General features: G+C 74.7%; 19 protein-coding genes. 12 read left to right on the top strand and 7 right to left on the bottom strand.

Annotated elements, in window-relative coordinates; translation table 11 throughout:
• Nucleotides 1-72: 72 nt before the first annotated feature.
• Nucleotides 73-1,317, bottom strand: coding sequence for an acetyl-CoA C-acetyltransferase (locus ACR9E3_RS32200; RefSeq protein WP_460385134.1), 1,245 nt, complete (start codon nucleotides 1,315-1,317; stop codon nucleotides 73-75).
• Between the two features lie 182 nt (nucleotides 1,318-1,499).
• On the opposite strand from ACR9E3_RS32200, the gene ACR9E3_RS32195 reads away from it, so the two are divergent.
• Entirely contained in the window at nucleotides 1,500-2,903 is a 1,404-nt protein-coding gene (locus tag ACR9E3_RS32195; protein ID WP_460385132.1) for a cystathionine beta-synthase, read from the top strand.
• A 7-nt stretch (nucleotides 2,904-2,910) separates the two neighbouring features.
• Nucleotides 2,911-4,074, top strand: coding sequence for a cystathionine gamma-synthase (locus ACR9E3_RS32190; RefSeq protein WP_460385131.1), 1,164 nt, complete (start codon nucleotides 2,911-2,913; stop codon nucleotides 4,072-4,074).
• An 89-nt stretch (nucleotides 4,075-4,163) separates the two neighbouring features.
• On the opposite strand, the gene ACR9E3_RS32185 is transcribed toward ACR9E3_RS32190, so the two are convergent.
• Both ACR9E3_RS32185 and ACR9E3_RS32180 read right to left on the bottom strand, forming a co-directional pair.
• On the bottom strand, nucleotides 4,164-4,595 hold the full coding sequence (locus ACR9E3_RS32185) for a PPOX class F420-dependent oxidoreductase (protein ID WP_460385129.1): 432 nt from the start codon (nucleotides 4,593-4,595) through the stop codon (nucleotides 4,164-4,166).
• 28 nt (nucleotides 4,596-4,623) lie between these two features.
• Complete coding sequence (locus tag ACR9E3_RS32180) at nucleotides 4,624-4,884, bottom strand: hypothetical protein (protein WP_460385127.1); 261 nt, start codon at nucleotides 4,882-4,884, stop codon at nucleotides 4,624-4,626.
• 253 nt (nucleotides 4,885-5,137) lie between these two features.
• On the opposite strand from ACR9E3_RS32180, the gene ilvA reads away from it, so the two are divergent.
• Nucleotides 5,138-6,373 (top strand): threonine ammonia-lyase, encoded by a 1,236-nt coding sequence (gene ilvA / locus ACR9E3_RS32175; RefSeq protein WP_460385126.1) that lies wholly within the window; start codon nucleotides 5,138-5,140, stop codon nucleotides 6,371-6,373.
• Nucleotides 6,374-6,385: 12 nt separating this feature from the next.
• Here ilvA and greA read toward each other — a convergent pair whose 3' ends face one another.
• On the bottom strand, nucleotides 6,386-6,880 hold the full coding sequence (gene greA / locus ACR9E3_RS32170; RefSeq protein ID WP_285653411.1) for a transcription elongation factor GreA: 495 nt from the start codon (nucleotides 6,878-6,880) through the stop codon (nucleotides 6,386-6,388).
• A gap of 447 nt (nucleotides 6,881-7,327) precedes the next feature.
• Here greA and mca point away from each other — a divergent pair, with 447 nt between their 5' ends.
• The 4 genes from mca to ACR9E3_RS32150 all read left to right on the top strand — a co-directional run bounded on the left by mca (nucleotide 7,328) and on the right by ACR9E3_RS32150 (nucleotide 11,490).
• Complete coding sequence (mca, locus tag ACR9E3_RS32165; protein ID WP_460385125.1) at nucleotides 7,328-8,239, top strand: mycothiol conjugate amidase Mca; 912 nt, start codon at nucleotides 7,328-7,330, stop codon at nucleotides 8,237-8,239.
• The gene (locus tag ACR9E3_RS32160) at nucleotides 8,236-8,586 is read left to right on the top strand and encodes a hypothetical protein (RefSeq protein ID WP_460385123.1); all 351 of its coding nucleotides are present in this window, start codon (nucleotides 8,236-8,238) and stop codon (nucleotides 8,584-8,586) included. Before mca ends, ACR9E3_RS32160 begins: the two co-directional genes overlap by 4 nt.
• Nucleotides 8,587-8,612: 26 nt before the next feature.
• Nucleotides 8,613-10,649: a thioredoxin domain-containing protein gene (locus tag ACR9E3_RS32155; protein WP_460385122.1), complete on the top strand. Its 2,037-nt coding sequence runs from the start codon at nucleotides 8,613-8,615 to the stop codon at nucleotides 10,647-10,649.
• Between the two features lie 160 nt (nucleotides 10,650-10,809).
• On the top strand, nucleotides 10,810-11,490 hold the full coding sequence (locus tag ACR9E3_RS32150) for a hypothetical protein (protein ID WP_460385137.1): 681 nt from the start codon (nucleotides 10,810-10,812) through the stop codon (nucleotides 11,488-11,490).
• Between the two features lie 126 nt (nucleotides 11,491-11,616).
• On the opposite strand, the gene trhA is transcribed toward ACR9E3_RS32150, so the two are convergent.
• Nucleotides 11,617-12,246: a PAQR family membrane homeostasis protein TrhA gene (gene trhA, locus ACR9E3_RS32145; protein WP_460385136.1), complete on the bottom strand. Its 630-nt coding sequence runs from the start codon at nucleotides 12,244-12,246 to the stop codon at nucleotides 11,617-11,619.
• 179 nt (nucleotides 12,247-12,425) lie between these two features.
• On the opposite strand from trhA, the gene ACR9E3_RS32140 reads away from it, so the two are divergent.
• Nucleotides 12,426-13,205, top strand: a complete 780-nt coding sequence (locus tag ACR9E3_RS32140; protein ID WP_285653398.1) for an isoprenyl transferase — start codon at nucleotides 12,426-12,428, stop codon at nucleotides 13,203-13,205.
• A 134-nt stretch (nucleotides 13,206-13,339) separates the two neighbouring features.
• Here ACR9E3_RS32140 and ACR9E3_RS32135 read toward each other — a convergent pair whose 3' ends face one another.
• The gene (locus tag ACR9E3_RS32135) at nucleotides 13,340-13,753 is read right to left on the bottom strand and encodes a hypothetical protein (RefSeq protein ID WP_460385121.1); all 414 of its coding nucleotides are present in this window, start codon (nucleotides 13,751-13,753) and stop codon (nucleotides 13,340-13,342) included.
• 331 nt (nucleotides 13,754-14,084) lie between these two features.
• On the opposite strand from ACR9E3_RS32135, the gene ACR9E3_RS32130 reads away from it, so the two are divergent.
• Entirely contained in the window at nucleotides 14,085-15,446 is a 1,362-nt protein-coding gene (locus ACR9E3_RS32130) for a DUF885 domain-containing protein (protein ID WP_460385119.1), read from the top strand.
• A 363-nt stretch (nucleotides 15,447-15,809) separates the two neighbouring features.
• Nucleotides 15,810-17,156: a PhoH family protein gene (locus tag ACR9E3_RS32125; RefSeq protein ID WP_460385118.1), complete on the top strand. Its 1,347-nt coding sequence runs from the start codon at nucleotides 15,810-15,812 to the stop codon at nucleotides 17,154-17,156.
• Between the two features lie 64 nt (nucleotides 17,157-17,220).
• On the opposite strand, the gene guaB1 is transcribed toward ACR9E3_RS32125, so the two are convergent.
• Nucleotides 17,221-18,663, bottom strand: a complete 1,443-nt coding sequence (gene guaB1, locus ACR9E3_RS32120) for a GMP reductase (protein ID WP_460385116.1) — start codon at nucleotides 18,661-18,663, stop codon at nucleotides 17,221-17,223.
• 53 nt (nucleotides 18,664-18,716) lie between these two features.
• Here guaB1 and ACR9E3_RS32115 point away from each other — a divergent pair, with 53 nt between their 5' ends.
• Together ACR9E3_RS32115 and ACR9E3_RS32110 are read left to right on the top strand one after the other, a co-directional pair.
• A complete protein-coding gene (locus ACR9E3_RS32115) occupies nucleotides 18,717-19,811 on the top strand; it encodes a winged helix DNA-binding domain-containing protein (protein ID WP_460385114.1) in 1,095 nt (364 codons plus the stop codon).
• A gap of 150 nt (nucleotides 19,812-19,961) precedes the next feature.
• Nucleotides 19,962-20,285, top strand: coding sequence for a DUF3817 domain-containing protein (locus ACR9E3_RS32110; protein WP_460385112.1), 324 nt, complete (start codon nucleotides 19,962-19,964; stop codon nucleotides 20,283-20,285).
• The last annotated feature ends 74 nt before the right edge of the window (nucleotides 20,286-20,359 follow it).

Genomic DNA, 20,359 nt, shown 5'->3' with positions numbered 1-20,359 from the left:
CCGAGCCGCCACCCGAGCCGCCACCCGAGCCGCCACCCGAGCCGCCACCCGCCGCCGGCTGCGGAACCGGAGTCAGTTCAGGCGCTCGAGCACCATCGCCATGCCCTGCCCGCCGCCCACGCACATGGTCTCGAGGCCGAGGGTGGCGTCGCGGGAGCGCAGGCCGTTGATCAGGGTCGTCGCGATGCGGGCACCGGTCATGCCGAACGGGTGCCCGACGGCGATCGAGCCGCCGTGCACGTTGAGCTTCGCCTCCATGTCGTCGTCGCTCATCCCGAGCCGGCGGGCCGAGGGGATGACCTGGGCGGCGAACGCCTCGTTGATCTCCACGAGGTCGATGTCGGCGAGGGACAGACCCGCGCGGGCCAGCGCGCGCGCCGAGGCCTCGATCGGTCCGAGTCCCATGATCTCCGGGGACAGCGCGCTGACACCCGTCGACACGATCCGCGCGAGCGGGGTGATGCCCAGCGCCTCGGCCCGCTCGGCGGACATCACCACGAGCGCCGCGGCGCCGTCGTTCAACGGGCAGGCGTTGCCCGCGGTGATGCGCCCGTCGGGGCGGAACACGGGCTTGAGGTCGGCGAGGGCCTCGTAGGTGGTGCTCGGGCGCGGGCTGTCGTCGCGCTCCATCACCGACCCGTCGGGCAGCGTCACCGGGGTGATCTCGCGGGCCCAGAAGCCGGTGTCCTGGGCGCGGGCGGCGTTCTGCTGCGAGCGGTACGCGAAGCGGTCCATCTCCTCGCGGGTGACGCCCTCGGCGAGCGCCACGTTCTCCGCGGTCTGGCCCATGGCGATGTACGGGTCGGGCAGGAGACCGTCCTCGCGCGGGTCGTGCCACTCCGACGCGCCGGACGCCGCGACGTCGGCGGTGCGCTGCTCGGCGTCGGCGAACCACGGGTTGTGGGTGTCGGGCCACGAGTCGGAGTTGCCCTTCTCGAACCGCGAGACGGTCTCGACGCCGGCGGCCAGGAAGACGTCGCCCTCACCGGCGCGGATCGCATGCGCGGCCATCCGGGCGGTCTGCAGCGACGAGGAGCAGTAGCGCGTGATCGTCGCGCCCGGCAGCGTGTCCAGCCCGAGCTCGACGGCGACGATCCGGGCGAGGTTGAAGCCCTGCTCGCCGCCGGGCAGCCCGCAGCCGAGCAGGAGGTCCTCGACCTCGGCGGGGTCGAGGGCCGGCACGGCGTCCAGCGCGGCCCGCACCACCTGCGCGGTGAGGTCGTCGGGGCGCATCGCGGCCAGCGAGCCCTTGCGGGCGCGCCCGATGGGCGAGCGGACGGCGGACACGATGACGGCCTCGCGGGCAGGGTCGACCATGGCGCCGACCCTACGACCGCGAGCGTGTGGCACCACAGACTCTCGGCGGCAGCGGCGGCCCACCACGGGCACGACACGCCCAACCTCGACACGCCCAGCCCCGACACGCCCGATGGCGTGAGACGGCGCACGTCGGTGGGGGCGAGCGGCGTCTCGCTCCCGGAATCCGGAAGATTGACGGCATGCGCTACGTCGAGCACGTCGCCGACCTCATCGGGCACACCCCGTTGGTCCGTCTCAACCACGTCGTGCCGACCGGACCGGACGCCCCGCTCGTGCTCGCGAAGGTCGAGTACTTCAACCCGGGCGGGAGCGTGAAGGACCGCATCGCCGAGAAGATGATCGACGCCGCGGAGGCGTCCGGCGAGCTGAAGCCGGGCGGCACGATCATCGAGCCCACGTCGGGCAACACCGGCATCGGGCTCGCGATCATCGCCCAGCAGCGCGGCTACCACTGCATCTTCGTCTGCCCGGACAAGGTCAGCGTCGCCAAGCAGGACGCGCTGCGGGCCTACGGCGCCGAGGTCGTCGTCTGCCCGGCGGCCGTCGAGCCGGAGAGTCCGGAGTCGTACTACTCGGTGTCCGACCGGCTGGCCCGCGAGACCGAGGGCGGCTGGAAGCCGAACCAGTACGCCAACCCCGCGAACCCGGCGTCGCACGTCGCGACCACCGGCCCGGAGATCTGGGAGCAGACCGAGGGGCGCATCACCCACTTCGTGGCGGGCGTCGGCACCGGCGGCACGATCTCCGGGACGGGCCACCACCTCAAGGACGTCTCCGGCGGGCGCGTCCGGATCGTCGGGGCGGACCCCGTCGGCTCGGTGTACTCCGGGGGCGACGGGCGTCCCTACCTCGTCGAGGGTGTCGGCGAGGACTTCTGGCCCGCCACCTACGACAGGGACATCTGCGACGAGATCGTCGCGGTGCCCGACGGCGACTCGTTCCACATGACCCGGCGCCTGGCCCGCGAGGAGGCGCTGCTGGTCGGCGGGTCCTGCGGCATGGCCGTGTGCGCGGCGGCGAAGGTGGCCGCGACCGCCGGGCCCGACGACGTCATCGTGGTGCTGCTCCCCGACGGCGGCCGGGGCTACCTGTCGACGGTGTTCAACGACCAGTGGATGTCGTCCTACGGCTTCCTCGCCATGGACACCGGCGAGTGGACCGTCGGCGACGTGCTGCGCCGCAAGGACGGGTCGATCCCCGACCTCGTGCACGGGCACCCCAGCGAGACCGTGGCGGACGCCGTGTCGATCATGCGCGAGTTCGGGGTCTCGCAGATGCCGATCGTGCGCGCCGAGCCGCCGGTGATGGCGGCCGAGGTCCGCGGCGCGGTGACCGTGCGCGACCTGCTCGACAAGGTGTTCAACGCGCAGGCCTCGCTCACCGACCCCGTCGAGCGGCACCTCTCGAAGCCGCTCCCGAGCCTCGGCAGCGCGGAGCCCATCTCGAAGGCCGTCGAGGCCCTGCGGGGCGGCGACGGGGCGCTCGTGGTCGTGGACGGCCGGCCCGCCGGCATCGTCACCCGCGCCGACATCCTCGCGTTCCTCGCCACCGGCAGCCGGTACGACGTCGGTGGACCCGCGTGACGCCGGCATGCCTAGGGTGGACGGGGTGAACGGTTTCTCCACCCGCGCCCTCCACGACGGGCAGGAGCCCGACCCGACCACGGGCTCGGTGGTCGTCCCGATCCACGCGACGTCGACGTTCGCGCAGGACGGCGTCGGCGGCCTGCGCTCGGGCTACGAGTACGCGCGCACCGGCAACCCCACGCGCACGGCGCTCGAGACGACGCTGGCCTCCCTGGAGGGCGCGCGGCACGCCCGCGCGTTCGCCTCGGGCATGGCGGCCGAGGACGCGCTGCTGCGCGGCGTGCTGCGCCCGGGCGACCACGTGCTCATCCCGATGGACGCCTACGGCGGCACCTACCGGCTGATCTCGACGGTCTACTGCGACTGGGGCGTCGAGTACACCGCGGTCGACACCGCCGACCTCGACGCCGTGCGCGCCGCGATCCGGCCGAACACCAAGGTCCTGTGGTGCGAGACGCCGACCAACCCGCTGCTCGGCATCGCCGACATCGCGGGGCTCGCGACGCTGGCCCGCGAGCACGACCTGATGCTGGTCGTCGACAACACCTTCGCCTCGCCCTACCTCCAGACCCCGATCGGCCTGGGCGCGCACGCCGTCGTGCACTCCACGACCAAGTACCTGGGCGGGCACTCCGACGTCGTCGGCGGCGCGCTGGTCACCGACGACGACGAGCTGCACGAGACGCTCGGCAAGATGCAGAACGGCATGGGCGCGGTGCCCGGCCCGTTCGACTGCTTCCTCACCCAGCGCGGGCTCAAGACCCTCGCGGTGCGCATGGAGCGGCACAGCGACAACGCCGAGCGCGTCGCCGACGTCCTCGCCGCCCACCCGGCGATCACGTCGGTGCTCTACCCGGGCCGCGCCGACCACCCGGGCCACGAGGTGGCGGCCAAGCAGATGCGCCGCTTCGGGGGCATGGTGTCGGTGCGCGTCGCCGGGGGCGAGCAGGCCGCGCGCGACCTCTGCGCCGCGACCCGCGTGTTCACGCTGGCGGAGTCGCTGGGCGGGGTCGAGTCGCTCATCGAGCACCCCGGGGCCATGACGCACGCGTCGGCGGCCGGCTCGCTGCTCGAGGTGCCCGCCGACCTCGTGCGCCTGTCCGTGGGCCTCGAGGACGCCGACGACCTCGTCGACGACCTCCAGCAGGCGCTCGCGTCGCTGGGGTAGCAGTGTCAGCGAAGTGCCCCTATCGGCGTGCTCAACCGGATACGGACACTCAGCGTCCGTATCGGTACTTCGATCACCGGGACGCGGGGTCAGCGGATGCTCTCCCCGTAGACCCGCTCGACCGTCATCACCATGAGCACGCGGCGGTCGGCGACCATCGTCGCCCGGTAGTCGTCCCAGTCGGGGTGCTCGCCGGCGGCGTGCCGGTAGTAGTCCACGAGCGTCTGCACCTCGGGGCCCTGCGGGTCGGTGCCCGGCCCGGTCAGCGTCAGCGGTCCCTCGGCGGTGGCCCACGCCCGCCCGTCGGCGGCGGTGACCTCCACCGCGGCGCGCGGGTCGCGGCGCAGGTTCGCCGTCTTGGCGCGACCCTCGGTCATCGACACCGACAGGGTGCCGGCGGCGGGGTCGTAGAACGGCATCACGGGGGAGAGCTGGGGCAGCCCGCTCGCCTTGATGGTGGCGAGGACCCCGAGGCGGCTCTCGGCGAGCAGGGCTGACGGGTCGAACGCAGAGGAGGTCACCCCTCCATCGTGGACCCGCGCGGGGCCGCTATCCGCGGCGCGCGGCCGGGTCGCCGTCGCCGGGGTCGCCCATCAGCGGGTCGATCTTGCCGGGCGAGAAGCAGCCGCCGACCAGCGCGATGCCGTCGGGCGTGTCCACGTAGGTGCCCGGCTCGTCGCAGCCGGCCGCCCCGACCGTGCCGACCGCGGCCACGGCGAGCAGCGCGGCGAGGACGAGCGGGAGCACCCGGGCGATCCAGGACCGGCGCGCGTCGGGGCTCGTGGTGTCCCTGGTGTCCGTCGTGTCCACCCCGGGTCGCACCCCCCTCGCGTCGGATCGGCGCCGTTTCCTCACGCCGACACCACGAGGCTACCGACGCGCGGGGCGGTGGTGCGGGAGCAGCACGATCGGGCGACCGGCGTCACGACGCGGGCGACGACCGGTCGAGAGGGTCGCCCGGATGACTGGGCGGGCGTGCGGTGTGCGGTGCGCCGAGCGGCGTGCGGCGGTCACACCGCCCCGTCGACGCGTCCCGCTCCGCGTCCGGGGCAGGATGCGCGCCGTGGAGCTGGTGAGCCGCGCCGACGTCGAGGAGGCCCGCCGCGCGCTCGCGGGGGTGGCCCGCGAGACGCCGGTGGTGCCGTCACGGGTGCTGGAGCAGGAGACGGCGCGCAGCGGAGCTCGACCGTCGAACGCGTTCGCGGGCGGCCCCGTCCGGCTCAAGTGCGAGAACCTGCAGCGGACCGGCAGCTTCAAGATCCGGGGCGCCTACCGGCGGATCGAGCGCCTCGCTCCCGACGAGCGCGCCGCGGGCGTCGTCGCGGCGAGCGCCGGCAACCACGCGCAAGGGGTGGCGCTGGCCGCGCAGCTGCTCGGCACGCGGGCGACCGTGTTCATGCCCGCGGGCGCGCCGCTGCCGAAGATCGAGGCGACGCGCGAGTACGGGGCGCAGGTCGAGCTCGTCGACTCGCTCGACGAGACGTTCACCGCGGCCGACGCGTACGCGCGGGAGACCGGGGCGGTGCTCATCCACCCGTTCGACCACCCCGACGTCGTCGCCGGGCAGGGCACGGTGGGGCTGGAGATCCTCGAGCAGGTGCCCGACGTCGCCACCGTGGTGGTCTGCACCGGGGGCGGCGGGCTGCTCTCCGGCATCGCCGCGGCGTGCGTGCCCGCCGGCGTGCGGGTGGTGGGGGCCCAGGGCGCGGGCCTCGCCGCCTGGCCGCCGTCGCTGGCCGCGGGCGAGCCGCTCGCGGTCCGCGGCGCCACCATCGCCGACGGCATCGCCGTCTCGCGCCCCGGCGCGGTGACCTTCGCCCACGTGTCGGCGCTGGTGGACGAGGTCGTCACCGTCTCCGAGGAGGCGCTGGCGCGCGGCGTCCTGCGCTGTCTCGAGCGCGAGAAACTGCTCGTCGAGCCCGCGGGCGCGGCCGCCGTGGCCGCCGTCGCCGAGAACCCGGGGCGGTGGCCCGAGCCCGTCGTCGCGGTCCTGTCCGGCGGCAACGTCGACCCGGTCATGCTCGTCGACCTCGTCCGCCGCGGCCTCGTGGCCGCGGGCCGCTACGCCGCGCTGCGCGTGCGGCTCACGGACCGCCCCGGCTACCTCGCCGACGTGCTGCGGCGGGTGGGCCGGGCGGGCGGCAACGTCGTGGAGGTCGAGCACCGTCGGCTGGTCGCCTCCGACATGGCGCCGGGCACGGTGGACGTGGCCCTCACGCTCGAGGCGCGGGGCCACGACCACCGGGCGGCGATCCTCGCGGACCTCGCGGCGGCGGGCTACGACGTCGCCGCCGAGTGAGTCGGGGGTGACTCAGGGGGAGTACGGCTCCGCCGACACGAGCGTGACCTCCATCGACCCGCCGTCGGGCAGGTCGTAGCTCACGGTGTCGCCGGCCTTGGCGCCGAGCAGGGCCGAGCCCAGCGGGGAGTTGGGCGAGTAGACCTCGAGGTCGCCGTGGGCGCCCTCCTCGCGCGAGCCGAGCAGGAACGTCTCGGTGTCGTCGTCGCCCTCGAAGCGCACGGTGAGCACCGTGCCCGGGACGGCGGTCCCGCTCTCGGTGGGTGTCTCGCCGACCTTGGCGGTGTGCAGCAGCTCCTGGAGGTGGCGGATGCGCGCCTCCATGACGCCCTGCTCCTCGCGGGCCGCGTGGTAGCCGCCGTTCTCCTTGAGGTCGCCCTCCTCGCGGGCGGCGTTGATCTTCTGCGCGATCACGGGACGCTGGGCGACGAGCTCGTCGAGCTCGGCCTTGAGCCGGTCGTGGGCGTCCTGGGTCAGCCAGGTCACCTGCGTCTGCGTCTCGGTCACGGTGATCAACTCCTCGAAGGTCCGGGCCCGCGCTGCGCGGGTCGGCGGCCTGCTCTCCTCGACGGGCCTGATGACGCCGGGCCGGTGTGCCCGACGTCGCGGCCCGGGGGCCACAGACGGAAAAACACGGCCCGCGGCATGCGGGCCGTGTCGGCCTACGTTAACACGCCCAGGCCCGTGTGAAACCCGTTCGAGCGTGCCGCGACGAGGATGGGGCGGCCGTGAAGGGCCTTGACGACCTGCGCTTTCTCTGTCGGCGACCTCGATCCGGGGCACCCGGGCCGTGCCCGGCGGACGCTACGGGGCGGGCGGCGCGGGGCCGCCGGGAGGGGCCCGGTGGCGGGTCGCACGGGCGGTGTCGGGGGTGCCCGGGATGATGGAGGGCGACCGGGGTGTTGGACCTCGGTGGCCACCAGTACGACGCACGAGGACGGCTCCGGACAGACGATGAGCGCACTCCCCTCCTCCGATCAGCCGCTGCGGTTGATGACCGTGCACGCCCACCCGGACGACGAGTCGAGCAAGGGCGCGGCGACGTGCGCGCGCTACGTCGCCGACGGCGTCGAGGTCATGGTCGTGACGTGCACCGGCGGCGAGGCCGGCAGCATCCTCAACCCGGCGATGGACATCCCCGAGGTCCACGCAGACATGCCGGGCACGCGGCGCGCCGAGATGGCGAGGGCGGCGGCGATCCTGGGCGTGCAGCACCGCTGGCTCGGATTCGTCGACTCCGGGCTGCCCGAGGGCGACCCGAAGCCCCCGCTGCCCGAGGGCTGCTTCGCCCTCGAGCCGCTGGAGGTGCCCACCGAGGCGCTGGTGCGGGTGATCCGCGAGTTCCGCCCGCACGTGCTGGTCACCTACGACGAGAACGGCGGCTACCCCCACCCCGACCACATCCGCACCCACGAGGTGTCGATGGCGGCGTTCGACGCCGCGGGCGACCCGGACCGCTTCCCGCTGGCCGGCGAGCCGTGGCAGCCGCTCAAGGTCTACTACGGCCACGGCTTCTCCAAGGCCCGCATCCAGGCCTTCCACGAGGCGCTGCTCGAGGCCGGCATGGAGTCGCCGTGGGCCGAGTGGCTCGACCGCTGGGACGACTCCCGGCCCGACCCGGGCGCGCGCGTCACCACCCGCGTCGAGTGCGCGGAGTACTTCTCCGTCCGCGACGACGCCCTGCGCGCGCACGCGACGCAGATCGACCCCAACGGGCGCTGGTTCCAGATGCCGATGGCGATGCAGCAGCGTGTGTGGCCGACGGAGGACTACGAGCTGGCCCGGTCCCTGGTCGACACCGAGGAGACCAACGAGCGCCCGGGGGATGACCTCTTCGCCGGCGTGCGGGAGCGTGTCGAGGCATGACACGCCTCGCGACCTGGTGGACGCTGCTGCCGGTGTCGGCGCCCGTGCCGCCGCCGGGCGGCGCCCCGGGCTCCGAGCGCGGCGAGGAGTTCGGCAAGACCTCGCCGATGGCGCTCGTCGTCATCATCCTGCTGGGCATCGCGACGGCGCTGCTCATCCGCTCGATGAACAAGCAGCTGCGCAAGGTACCGGCGTCGTTCGACCCGCCGGAGCAGGACGACGAGGGCAGCACGGGCAGTGACGACGGCGCCCGGTCCGGCGACGCGGACGCGACAGCGCCGCCCGCCACCAGCGGCCGGGCGGGCGGCGACCGTACGGACGGGCCGCCGGGCACCGGCTCGCCCTGACCCGGCCCGGCTGCGACGATCCGTCCATGGCCAACCGGCTCGCCGGCTCCACCAGCCCCTACCTGCGCCAGCACGCGGACAACCCGATCGACTGGCAGCCCTGGTCGACCGCGGCGTTCGACGAGGCGCGGCGGCGCGAGGTGCCGGTGCTGCTGTCGGTCGGCTACGCGGCCTGTCACTGGTGCCACGTGATGGCCCACGAGTCGTTCTCCGACGCCGAGGTGGCCGCGTACGTCAACGAGCACTTCGTCGCGATCAAGGTCGACCGCGAGGAGCGCCCGGACGTCGACGCGGTCTACATGGAGGCGACCCAGGCCATGACGGGCCAGGGCGGCTGGCCGATGACCTGTTTCCTCACCGCCGACGGCGACCCGTTCCACTGCGGGACGTACTACCCGGCGCGCCCCTACGGCGGGATGCCGTCGTTCACGCAGCTGGTCGGCGCGGTGGTGAAGGCCTGGACCGAGGACGGCGAGCGGGTGCGCGACGCCGCCCGCTCCATCACCGGGCGGCTCGCCTCCGTGTCGCGGTCGCTGCCCGCCGCCGGCGTCGACGAGGACACCCTCGCGGGGGCGGTGGCCGCGCTGACCGAGGACTTCGACGAGCAGCGCGGCGGGTTCGGCGGGGCCCCGAAGTTCCCGCCGTCGGCCGTCCTCGAGTTCCTGCTGCGCCACCACGAGCGCACCGGCAGCTCCGACGCCCTGGCGATGACCGAGATCACCGCCGAGGCGATGGCCCGCGGCGGGCTGTTCGACCAGCTCGCGGGCGGGTTCGCGCGCTACTCGGTCGACGAGCACTGGACCGTGCCGCACTTCGAGAAGATGCTCTACGACAACGCCCAGCTCCTGCGGGCGTACGCCCACCTCGCGCGGCTGACCTCGTCCGACGCCGCGGCGCGCGTCACCGACATGACCGCCGCGTTCCTGCTGCGCGACCTGCGCACCGGCGACGGCGGCTTCGCGTCCGCCCTCGACGCCGACGCGGCCGGGGAGGAGGGCTCGACGTACGTGTGGAGCCCGGCCGAGCTCACCGAGGTCCTCGGCGCCGACGACGGCGCGTGGGCCGCCGCGCTGCTCGGGGTCACCAAAGCCGGCACGTTCGAGCACGGCCGGTCGACCCTGCAGATGGCGGCCGACCCGGACGACCCCGGCCGCTGGCAGGCCGTGCGCAAGGCGCTCCTCGCCTCCCGCGCGCGCCGTCCCCAGCCCGAGCGCGACGACAAGGTCGTGGCCGCCTGGAACGGCCTGACCATCACCGCGCTCGTCGAGGCCTCGGCGGCCCTCGGGCGCACCGAGTGGCTCGCCGCCGCTCGCCGCGCCGCCGCCCTGCTGCTGCGCCTGCACGTCGTGGACGGCCGCCTGCGCCGGACCTCGCGCGACGGCGAGGTCGGGCCGGCGCCCGCCGTGCTCGAGGACCACGCCGCGCTCGTCGAGGCGTTCCTCGCCCTGCACCAGGCCACCGGCGAGGCCCGCTGGCTCACCGAGGCGCGCACGCTGCTCGACGTCACGCTCGACCACTTCGCCGAGACCGGCGACGACGGCGCCTTCACGGGACGGTTCTGGGACACCGCCGACGACGCGGAGTCCCTGGTGACGCGCCCGCGCGAGGTCACCGACGGCGCCTCGCCGTGCGGATCCTCGCTGCTCGCCGGGGCCCTGCTCACGGCGTCGCTGCTCGTGGAGCCGGAGGCCTCGGCCCGCTACCGCGAGCTCGCGGAGGCCGCGATCACCGAGGTCGGCGGGCTGCTCGCCCGCCACGCCCGCTTCGCCGGCGGGTGGCTCGGCGTCGCCGAGGCCGCCGCGCGCGGGCCGCTGCAGGTCGCCGTCGTCTCGTCCGACGACACCGACGGCCGCGCCGGGCGCGACCGCCTCGTCGAGACCGCCCGGCGCCACGCCCCTGGCGGCTCCGTCGTCGTGGCGGGCGAGCCCGACGCCGACGGCGTGCCGCTGCTCGCCGACCGGCCCTTCGTCGACGGCGCCCCCGCGGCCTACGTCTGCCGGGGCTTCGTCTGCGACCGCCCCCGCACCTCCGTCGACGACCTCGCGGCGGCCCTGGCGCGCTGACCCCCGCCCCGCAGCGAACGGGTATCTCGCTGCTTCTAGGCGCGCAAAGTCCCCGTTGATCACCGTGTCCGGCGGGCTGTGGCACCTTCGCCGCCAGCGAACACCGTCGCAACCGTTGCTGTGTAATCCTGTAAGCACAGCACGGAGGGAGACCGTCATGATGGTGGGACGCGGTGGACACCGGGGTCGGCCCGGACGGGGCGGGGGACCGGGACGACGTGGCGGCGGCCGGGTGCCGACGGACCTGCCCGGCACCGACGACCTCGGGGCCTGGCTCGCCGGGCGCCTGCCCGACGGGTGGTTCGTCGGCACGCCGACGGTGACGACCGACCGGGAGGAGATCCTGGTCGTCGGCGAGCTCTCGGCGCCGACGCTCGACGCGGACGCCGACGAGGCGGCGCGCGCCGCGGCGGCGCGCGGCCGCATCGAGCGCTTCCGCGAGGAGACCCGCGGCGAGCGCATGGAGGTCGCCCGGCAGGCCGAGCACCGCTACGGGCGCAAGGTGGCCTGGGGCGCGCGGATCGGCGACGTCGAGGAGCTGTTCACGACGCTCTCGGTGCCGGTGATGACGCGGCTGCGCCAGCCCGAGCGCCTGGTGCTCGACACGCTGGTGGACGCCGGCGTCGCGCGCTCGCGGTCGGACGCGCTGGCCTGGGCGGTCGCCCTGGTCGGCGAGCACGCCGGCAGCTGGCTCGAGGACCTGCGCGGCGCGATGAGCGCGGTCGACGAGCTGCGCACCCGCGGCCCGGTGCTCGACGACGACGGTGACGCGGGCGGCGTCGACGACCGCCCGGACCCCGGCGACGGCGGTGGCGGCGACCCGGTCCCGCCGCAGGGCTGAGGTTCCCGGAGGTTCCTGGAGCGAGGGGCGCCTTCGCTGCGCACGACGCAGCGAGGGCGCCCCTCGCTGCGTCTCGAGGGCGTCTCGAGGGCCTCCCGAGGGCCTCTCGAGGGCGTCCCGGGGACGTCAGCCGCTGTAGAGGATCAGCCAGATGGCGACGTGGTGGCACGCGGCGGCCACGACCGTGGCTGCGTGGAAGAACTCGTGGTACCCGAACGTCCGGGGCCAGCCGATCGGCCGCCGCAGGGCGTAGAAGCCGGCCCCGAGGCTGTAGAAGGCGCCGCCGACGAGGAGCAGCACCAGGGCGGCGACGCCCCCGTGGTGGAGCAGGTCGGGGATCACGAACACCGCGACCCATCCGAGGGCCAGGTAGAACGGCACGCCGACCCAACGCGGGGCGTGCGGCCAGGCCACCTTGAGCACCACGCCGCCCAGGGCGCCCAGCCAGACGATCCAGAGCACGAGCGCGCCGGTGGACGCGGGCATCGCCAGCACGGCGAAGGGTGTGTAGGTGCCCGCGATGAACACGAAGATCATCGCGTGGTCGAGGCGTTTCATCACGCCGCGGGAGCGCGGGCTGATCCAGGTGCGGCGGTGGTACAGCGCGCTGACGCCGAAGACGCCGCAGACGGTGAGCGAGTACACGGCGACCGCGACCGCGGCCTCCGCCGACACGGTCGACCCGGCCAGCGACACCAGGACGATCCCGGCCGCGACGGCGACCACGAACGACCACAGGTGCAACCAGCCCCGCATCCGCGGCTTGACCGGAGCCGGCTCGGCGAGGGGATCGATGAGGGTCACGGTTCCAGGGTAGGGGTGATCCCTGCGCGGACCGGCGTCCCTTCGCCCACGTTCCCACCGACGTCGCGCAGGCGTCACCGGGCCGTCACGGGGGTCCGCGTGCGCCACGTCACCGGCTAGCGTGGTCCGCCGTGAAGCTCCGGGACGATCTGCGGCGAGTGGTGTACTCGCTCTACGAGCGCCGGTTGCGTCGCCGGGGTGCGACCGTCGACCCGCCCCGTCACATCGGGGTCATCCTCGACGGCAACCGCCGCTGGGCCCGGGAGGCCGGCCTGGCCGACCCCAGCGACGGGCACCGCGCCGGTGCGGCCAAGATCGTCGATCTGCTCGACTGGAGCCAGGAGGCCGGGGTCGAGATCGTGACCCTGTTCCTGCTGTCCACGGACAACCTCGACCGGCCCGCGGCCGAGCTGGACCAGCTGCTGGAGATCATCACCTCGGCGGTCGAGGAGCTCGCCGCGCCGGACCGGCGGTGGCGCCTGCGGATCGTCGGCAACCCGGACGCCCTGCCCCCGGCGCTCGCGGGGCGCATCGAGGCCGCCGCGGGCAGCACCGCGGGGCGCGACGGGATGCAGGTCAACGTCGCGATCGGCTACGGCGGTCGCCAGGAGATCGCGGACGCCGTGCGCAAGCTGCTGCTGCGGCACGCGGAGGCCGGCACGTCGATCGAGGAGCTCGCGGAGGTCCTCGACGTCGACCACATCGCCGAGCACCTCTACACCTCCGGCCAGCCCGACCCCGACCTCGTGATCCGGACGTCGGGGGAGCAGCGGCTCTCGGGATTCCTCATGTGGCAGTCGGTGTACTCGGAGTTCTATTTCACCGAGGCCATGTGGCCCCAGTTCCGCAGGATCGATTTCCTGCGCGCCCTGCGTGACTACTCCCGTCGGAATCGACGGTGGGGCGGCTGAATCGGCCGACCGGGTGAAAACGGGTGACGGCCCCGGGAGCTCCTGTGCTCCCGGGGCCGTCGATTCACCCTGTGTGCCCCGCCCGGGGCCGTGCCATCCCCCGATAAGCACGGACGCCGGGCGCGGGCGTCAGGTCACCGCGAGTTGTCGCGGCTCAGGACGTTGACGTGCGACAGGTCGGGGTTCGCCAGCAGGTTGTCGGCGCTGATGAGCCGGTCGCCGCTGGAGATCGCCGTCTTGCGGCCACCGGCGCCGTCGCAGTCGCCGCCGCGCGAGTTGTCCTCGGCGAGGACGTTCACGTGCGAGATCGTGGCGTTGGACGCGACGTTGTCGAGGCTGACGAGCCGGTCGCCGCTCGAGATCGCGGTCTTGTCGCAGTCGCCGCGGCTGCCGTGACCGTCGTGGCCGTGGCCGTCGTGCTGCCAGTGGTGGCCGCCGTTGTCGTGGTCGCCACCGTGGGACGGGGCCTCGCCGGCGTTCGCCAGCGGAGCGAGGGAGAGCATGCCCGCCGTCGCGCCCAGCACGACCATTCCCGCCTTCTTCAGCATTCAGATGCTCCAGTTCGTTCGTGGTCATCGAGAGGAATTCGGGGTTCCCCTCGAATGGCTCCAGCCCCACGGACGGTGCGGCTGACGGGATAAAAGCTAGCCCTCGGTCGAGGGGCATTTCCAGCTGCGAACCCCCATCGAGTGATTGACAATTCCGAGCGCGACTTGAGTGGGATATCCGGGTGATCCGGTGGTCTCGTCGGCCCCGTTTTCCACGGCGGCCGGAGCATTCAGTGTCCGTACGTCGCGGACCTCGACACCCGGCTGTCGTATCAAGGGCGGGCCGCGGTCGGACGAGGCCTCGGACGGCCACGCGGCGTAGCCTCGGCCGGTGCTTGCGGAGCCGGGCGACGAGGGCCTCACGCGGGCCTACGTCCGGCTCGCCCTGCGGCTCGACCGCGTGCTGCCCGGGGTGCTCGACGCCCATCTCGGCGACCCCGACGAGGCCGCCCGCGTGGCCGCGGAGCCCGCACCCCGCCCCGACGACCTGGCCCGCGAGGCCGATCGTCTGCGCGCAGCCCTGCCCGACGCCGGTCTTGGCCCCTCCCGCACGTCCTTCCTCGACGCCCAGCTCGGCGCGTGCCGGGCGCTGGCCGAGCGCGCGGGGGACCGCCCGATGGACTTCGTGGCCGAGGTGGAGCGGTGCTTCGGCGTGCGCGTCTCCCGCGGCGACGAGGACCGCTACCGGGAGGCGCACCGCGATCTGGCGTCGCTGCTCGAGGGCCGCGACCCCCTGCCCGAGCGGCTCGCCGCGTTCCGCGACCGCGACCGTCTGGCCCCGGAGCACCTGCCGGCGGCCCTGACCGCGGCCGTCGCGGCCCTGCGCGCCCGCACTGCCGCCACGGTGGGGCTGCCGGAGGGCGAGGACGTGACCCTCGAGGTCGTCGACGCCGCGCCGTGGAGCGGGTTCAGCCGGTGGCTCGGGCCACCACCACGTCTGCGCTCGGCGGTCGCGGTGAACGGCGGCATCCCGCACCGCGTCACGCACCTGCCGCTGCTCGTGGCACACGAGGCCTATCCCGGGCACCACACCGAGCACTGCCGCACGGCGGCCGCCCCGGATCCCCGGCCCGAGCGGGAGGTCTTCCTCGCCAGGACCCCGCAGAGCCTCGTGGCCGAGGGCGCCGCCGAGCTGGGTCTCGAGGTGGTGGTCGGCCCGGGGTGGGGCCGCTGGAACGCCGGCGTGCTCGCGGCGGCGGGCGTGCCCACCGACCCGGAGCGGGCGGACCTCGGCGAGGCCGTGGAGGCGGTCATGGCGCGGCTGGCCCCGGTACGGCAGGACGTCGCGCTGATGCTGCACGCCGAGGGACGCGGCGACGACGAGGTGATCGCCCACCTCCGGCGCTGGCTGCTCGTCGACGAGGCCCGGGCCCGGCGGATGCTGGAGTTCGTGGCGCACCCGCGCTGGCGCACCCACACCACGACCTACGTCGAGGGCGAGCGCCTCCTGCGCCCGTGGCTGATGCGCCCGGAGCGCTCGGGACGCGCGCCGGCCCGCGACGTGGTCACGGCGCGTCTCACCCGCGTGCTCGACGACCCGCCCACTCCCGCGGTGATCCGGGACGCCCACAGGGCCGACGACCCCCCGCCCGAGCTGTCCGAGCGGGCCGGGGACGGCCGGCGTCGGCCCGGGTGGGCGCCCTGGCTGCGCCGAACGGTCCCCGAGAACCGCACGTCGCCCGGAAATCGATGACGCACGTCACCAACTCGTCACGTTCGGCGCGCGACAACGACCGGCTACCGGCGGTAGCGTCCGCGCCGACGGACCCGCACCGGATGCGGGGCGTCCGGGGAGGCCGGTAGTGGCAGATCGGAGCGGGACGGGGACGTCCACCGCTCGCGGAGCAGGTGCCGACACGGCGCCCCGCACCGCGGCCGGCGCGACGCGACCGCCCTGGTCCGGTCCCGGGGGAGGGCCGGCACCCGGTTCTGCCCCGCGATGGCGCAGGACGGCCCCCGGGCCGCGCCACCGCGCCGTCGAGCCGCCCGACTAGCCGACCCGTTCCGACGAGGAACACAGTGGTCGCGGGTGCCGTGGCCGCTCGAGGGAGTAGTCGTGAGCGCAGCACCAGCCGAGCGTCCCGCTTCCGTGAGCCCCGTCAGCACCCCGGAGGGGGCCCGCTGTTACGTCCTCGACACCTCCGTCCTCCTCTCGGACCCGTGGGCGCCCACGCGGTTCGCCGAGCACGAGGTGGTCCTCCCGCTCGTCGTCATCTCCGAGCTCGAGGGCAAGCGTCACCACTCCGAGCTGGGGTGGTTCGCGCGTGAGGCGCTGCGGCTCCTCGACGACCTCCGCATCCGCCACGGCCGCCTGGACCAGCCGCTGCCCATGACCCCCGAGGGCGGCACACTGCGGGTGGAGCTCAACCACTCCGACCCGTCGGTGCTCCCGGCCGGCTTCCGCACCGCCGAGAACGACAGCCGGATCCTCGCCTGCGCGCTCAACCTCGCGGCCGAGGGCCACCTCGTCACCCTCGTCACCAAGGACATGCCGCTGCGCGTCAAGGCGGCCTCGGTGGGCCTGCCCGCCGACGAGTACCACGGCCAGGACGTCACGACGACGGGCTGGACGGGCACCGAGGAGGTCGCGGCGACGCCCGACGAGGTGTCCTCGCTCTTCGCCGACGGCCTGGCCGACGTCGAGGCCGCCCGCGAGCTGCCCTGCCACACCGGCCTGCGTCTGCTGGGCGGGGGATCCTCGGCACTCGGGCGCGTCACGCCGGACAAGCAGGTGCGCCTCGTGCGCGGCGACCGCGACGTGTTCGGGCTGCACGGCCGGTCCGCCGAGCAGCGGATCGCCATCGACCTGCTCACCGACCCGGACGTCGGCATCGTCTCCCTCGGCGGCCGTGCCGGCACCGGCAAGTCGGCGCTCGCGCTCTGCGCCGGGCTCGAGGCGGTCCTCGAGCGCCAGCAGCACCGCAAGGTCGTCGTCTTCCGGCCCGTCTACGCCGTCGGCGGGCAGGACCTCGGGTACCTGCCCGGCGGCGAGAACGAGAAGATGGCGCCCTGGGCCCAGGCGGTGTTCGACACCCTCGGCGCGCTCGTCTCGTCCAACGTGGTCGAGGAGGTCATCGAGCGCGGGATGCTCGAGGTCCTGCCGCTGACCCACATCCGCGGCCGCTCGCTGCACGACGCGTTCGTCATCGTCGACGAGGCCCAGTCGCTGGAGCGCAACGTGCTGCTCACGGTGCTCTCCCGCCTGGGCACCAACTCGCGCGTCGTGCTCACCCACGACGTGGCCCAGCGCGACAACCTGCGGGTCGGGCGCCACGACGGTGTCGCCGCCGTGATCGAGAAGCTCAAGGGCCACCCGCTGTTCGCGCACGTCACGCTGACCCGCTCCGAGCGCTCGCCGATCGCCGCGCTGGTCACCGAGATGCTGGAGGGCGAGCGGCTCTAGCCCCCTGTACGTGAGCAGTTGGCGCCCCCGGCGGGGCGCCAACTGCTCACGAGGGCTCGGGACCTCACCAACCGGCGGGCAGCGGGCGTCCCTCGGCGAAGCCGGAGGCCGACTGCACGCCGAGCAGGGCGCGGGCGTGGAACTCCTCGAGGGTCGACGCGCCGGTGTACGTGCAGGCCGAGCGCACACCGGCGGCGATGCTGTCGAGGAGGTCCTCGACGCCGGGCCGCTGGGGGTCCAGGCGCATGCGCGAGGACGAGATGCCCTCCTCGAAGAGAGCCTTGCGCGCCTGGTCGAACGCCGAGTCGCCGCGGGTGCGGGCCGACACCGCGCGCTTCGACGCCATCCCGAACGACTCCTTGTACGGGTGGCCGTGCTCGTCGCGCTGGAGGTCGCCGGGCGACTCGTAGGTGCCGGCGAACCACGAGCCGACCATCACCGCCGACGCCCCGGCGGCGAGGGCGAGGGCGACGTCGCGGGGATGCCGGACGCCGCCGTCGGCCCAGACGTGCGCCCCGGCGACGCGGGCGGCCGCGGCGCACTCGGCGACCGCGCTGAACTGCGGGCGGCCGACGCCGGTCGCCATCCGGGTCGTGCACATGGCGCCCGGCCCGACCCCGACCTTGACGACGTCCGCGCCCGCCGCCACCAGGTCGCGGGTCCCGTCGGCGGTGACGACGTTGCCGGCGACGATCACGGCCTCCGGCACCGCGCCCCGGGCCGCGGCCAGCGCGGTGAGCATCTTCTCCTGGTGGCCGTGGGCGGTGTCGACGACGAGGACGTCGACGCCGGCCGCGCTCAGCTCCTTGGCCCGCGTCGCCACGTCCCCGTTGACCCCCAGCGCCGCGGCGATCCGCAGGCGCCCGTCGGCGTCGACGGCGGGGCGGTACACCTCGGCGCGCAGGGCACCGGTGCGGGTGAGGATGCCGGCGAGCCGCCCGTCGTCGGTGACGCCGAGCGCCGGGGCCCCGGCGTGCGCGGGGTCCTGCAGGACGTCGAAGACCTCGCGCGGCGCGGTGGTCACCGGCAGCGCCAGCGCCGGGGTCATGACGTCGGCGAGGCGGGTGAAGCGGTCGACGCCGCTGCACGCCGACTCGCGGACCACCCCGACCGGGCGGCCGTCCTCGTCGACGATCGCGACCGCGCCGTGGGCCCGCTTCGAGACGAGGTTCAGCGCGTCGGCGACCGCGTCGCCCGCGTGCAGCACGACCGGGGTGTCCCACACGGTGTGGCGCGACTTCACGCCCGCGACGATGTCGGCCACGGCCGCGGGGTCGACGTCCTGCGGGATGACGGCGAGCCCGCCCCGGCGCGCCAGGGTCTCGGCCATCCGGCGGCCGCTGACCGCGGTCATGTTCGCCGCGACGATCGGGATCGTGGCCCCGGACGGGTCGGCGACGCCCAGGTCGACGTCGAAGCGGGACGCCACGTCCGAGCGGGTCGGGACGAGGAAGACGTCGTCGTAGGTCAGGTCGTGGCTCGGGCGATCGCCGTCGAGGAACTGCACGTGTCACGAGGTTACGCGGGACGGCCCGGTGCCCGCCCTGTCAGGCTGCCGCCGTGACCGTCCTGGACCGCCGCGCGCTGAACCGGGCCGCGCTCGCACGGCAGTTCCTGCTCGCGCGGTCGGACGTCGGCGCCCTCGACGCCGTCGCGCACCTCGGCGGGCTGCAGGCCCAGGAGCCGCAGGAGCCCTACACCGGGCTGTGGTCGCGGGTCGCCGGGTTCGACCCGGACGCGTTCTCCGACCTGCTCGCCGCCCGCCGTGTCGTGCGGACCCACCTCATGCGCCGCACCGTCCACCTCGTCACCGCCGACGACGCGCTGGCGTGGCGGTCGCGCCACGACGCGATGCTGCTCCAGCGCCTGCTCGGGGTGTACCGGACCGAGCTCGCCGGCGTCGACCTCGACGAGCTCGCCGCGGCCGGGGGCGGGGCTCTCGCCTCGGAGCCGGCCACGCTCCCGGCCACCGGCCGAGCGCTCGCCGACCGCTGGCCCGACGTGCCGCCGCGCGTGCTGGGGGAGGCGGTGAGCTGCCTCGTCCCGCTGGCCCAGGTCCCGCCGCGCGGGCTGTGGCGCCGGGCGGGCCCGGCGAGCAGCGTCGCGATGAGCACGTGGCTCGGTCGCCCCGTGGACCCGCCGGCCGCGGACGGCGACGATCCCGTCGGCCAGGCGCTCGTCCTGCGCTACCTCGCGGCGTACGGCCCGGCGGCGTCGGCGGACCTGCGTGCGTGGTCCGGGCTCGCCGGCCTGCCGGCCGCGGTGGCGGCCGTCCGGGACCGGCTCGTCGCGTTCCGCGACGAGCGGGGCCGCGAGCTCCTCGACCTGCCCGACGCCCCGCGACCCGACCCCGACACTCCCGCGCCGGTCCGCTTCCTTCCCGCCTTCGACAACCTCGTGCTGGGCTACGACGACCGCTCCCGTTTCATCGACGACGCTCACCGCGGGCTCTCGGTGTCCGGGGCCCGGTTCGTGCTGGTGGACGGGCGGGTCGCGGCGACCTGGGCCGTCGCCGACGACGTCGTCACCGTGAGTCCGCTGCGCCGCGTCACCCGCGCCGAGCGGACCGCCGTGGCGGAGGAGGGACGGGCGCTGGCGGCGTTCCTGTCCGGTGGCGGGCGTCCGCGCGTGACGGTCGCCGCCTCCCCGCGCTGACGCCTCGCCGCGCTGACCGGCGTGCCCCGCGGGGCCGCAGCGAACGCGCTGTTCGCTGCTTCTATGCGCACGAACTCCGCGTTCGCTCACCGCCGTGACGCTCGCCGCCTCCCCGCGCCGACCGGCGCCGCGCCGGGCAGAGTCGATCGCGTGTCGACCGTGCTCCCCGGCCCCCGTGCGCTGGTCCTCGCCCGCGCCTTCCGCGCCATCGCGATCGCCGAGGCCTGCTCGTGGATCGGGCTGCTGATCGGGATGGTGTTCAAGTACCTCGTCGTGTTCGACGACGTCGGGGTGCGCGTGTTCGGGCCGATCCACGGGGCCCTCTTCGTCGCCTACGTGGTGATCACGCTCGTGACGGCCCGGGCGTTCCGGTGGGGTGCGGGGACGACGTTGCTCGCCCTCGCCGCGAGCATCCCGCCGGCGATGACGCTGTGGTTCGAGCGCCGCGCGGTCCGGCGCGGCGACCTCGGCTGACGCCCGCCATCGAGTGACGCTTCTATGCATGTCAAGCTGCGGAGGGTGGGTTGGAGAGGGTCCGGAAGAGCTCG

It is taken from the genome of Actinomycetospora sp. C-140, assembly GCF_054796175.1.
Note: the sequence above shows the minus strand (reverse complement) of the source record. Positions and strands in the feature narration are given on the sequence as shown.

Excerpts from the sequence above, each read along its gene's own strand:
- ACR9E3_RS32155 (WP_460385122.1), top strand. The coding sequence starts at position 8,613 with ATGGCCAACCGGCTCGCCGGCTCCACCAGCCCCTACCTGCGCCAGCAC.
- ACR9E3_RS32200 (WP_460385134.1), bottom strand. The coding sequence starts at position 1,317 with ATGGTCGACCCTGCCCGCGAGGCCGTCATCGTGTCCGCCGTCCGCTCG.
- ACR9E3_RS32195 (WP_460385132.1), top strand. The coding sequence starts at position 1,500 with ATGCGCTACGTCGAGCACGTCGCCGACCTCATCGGGCACACCCCGTTG.
- ACR9E3_RS32190 (WP_460385131.1), top strand. The coding sequence starts at position 2,911 with ATGCCTAGGGTGGACGGGGTGAACGGTTTCTCCACCCGCGCCCTCCAC.
- trhA (WP_460385136.1), bottom strand. The coding sequence starts at position 12,246 with ATGCGGGGCTGGTTGCACCTGTGGTCGTTCGTGGTCGCCGTCGCGGCC.
- ACR9E3_RS32150 (WP_460385137.1), top strand. The coding sequence starts at position 10,810 with ATGGTGGGACGCGGTGGACACCGGGGTCGGCCCGGACGGGGCGGGGGA.
- ACR9E3_RS32135 (WP_460385121.1), bottom strand. The coding sequence starts at position 13,753 with ATGCTGAAGAAGGCGGGAATGGTCGTGCTGGGCGCGACGGCGGGCATG.
- mca (WP_460385125.1), top strand. The coding sequence starts at position 7,328 with ATGAGCGCACTCCCCTCCTCCGATCAGCCGCTGCGGTTGATGACCGTG.
- ACR9E3_RS32160 (WP_460385123.1), top strand. The coding sequence starts at position 8,236 with ATGACACGCCTCGCGACCTGGTGGACGCTGCTGCCGGTGTCGGCGCCC.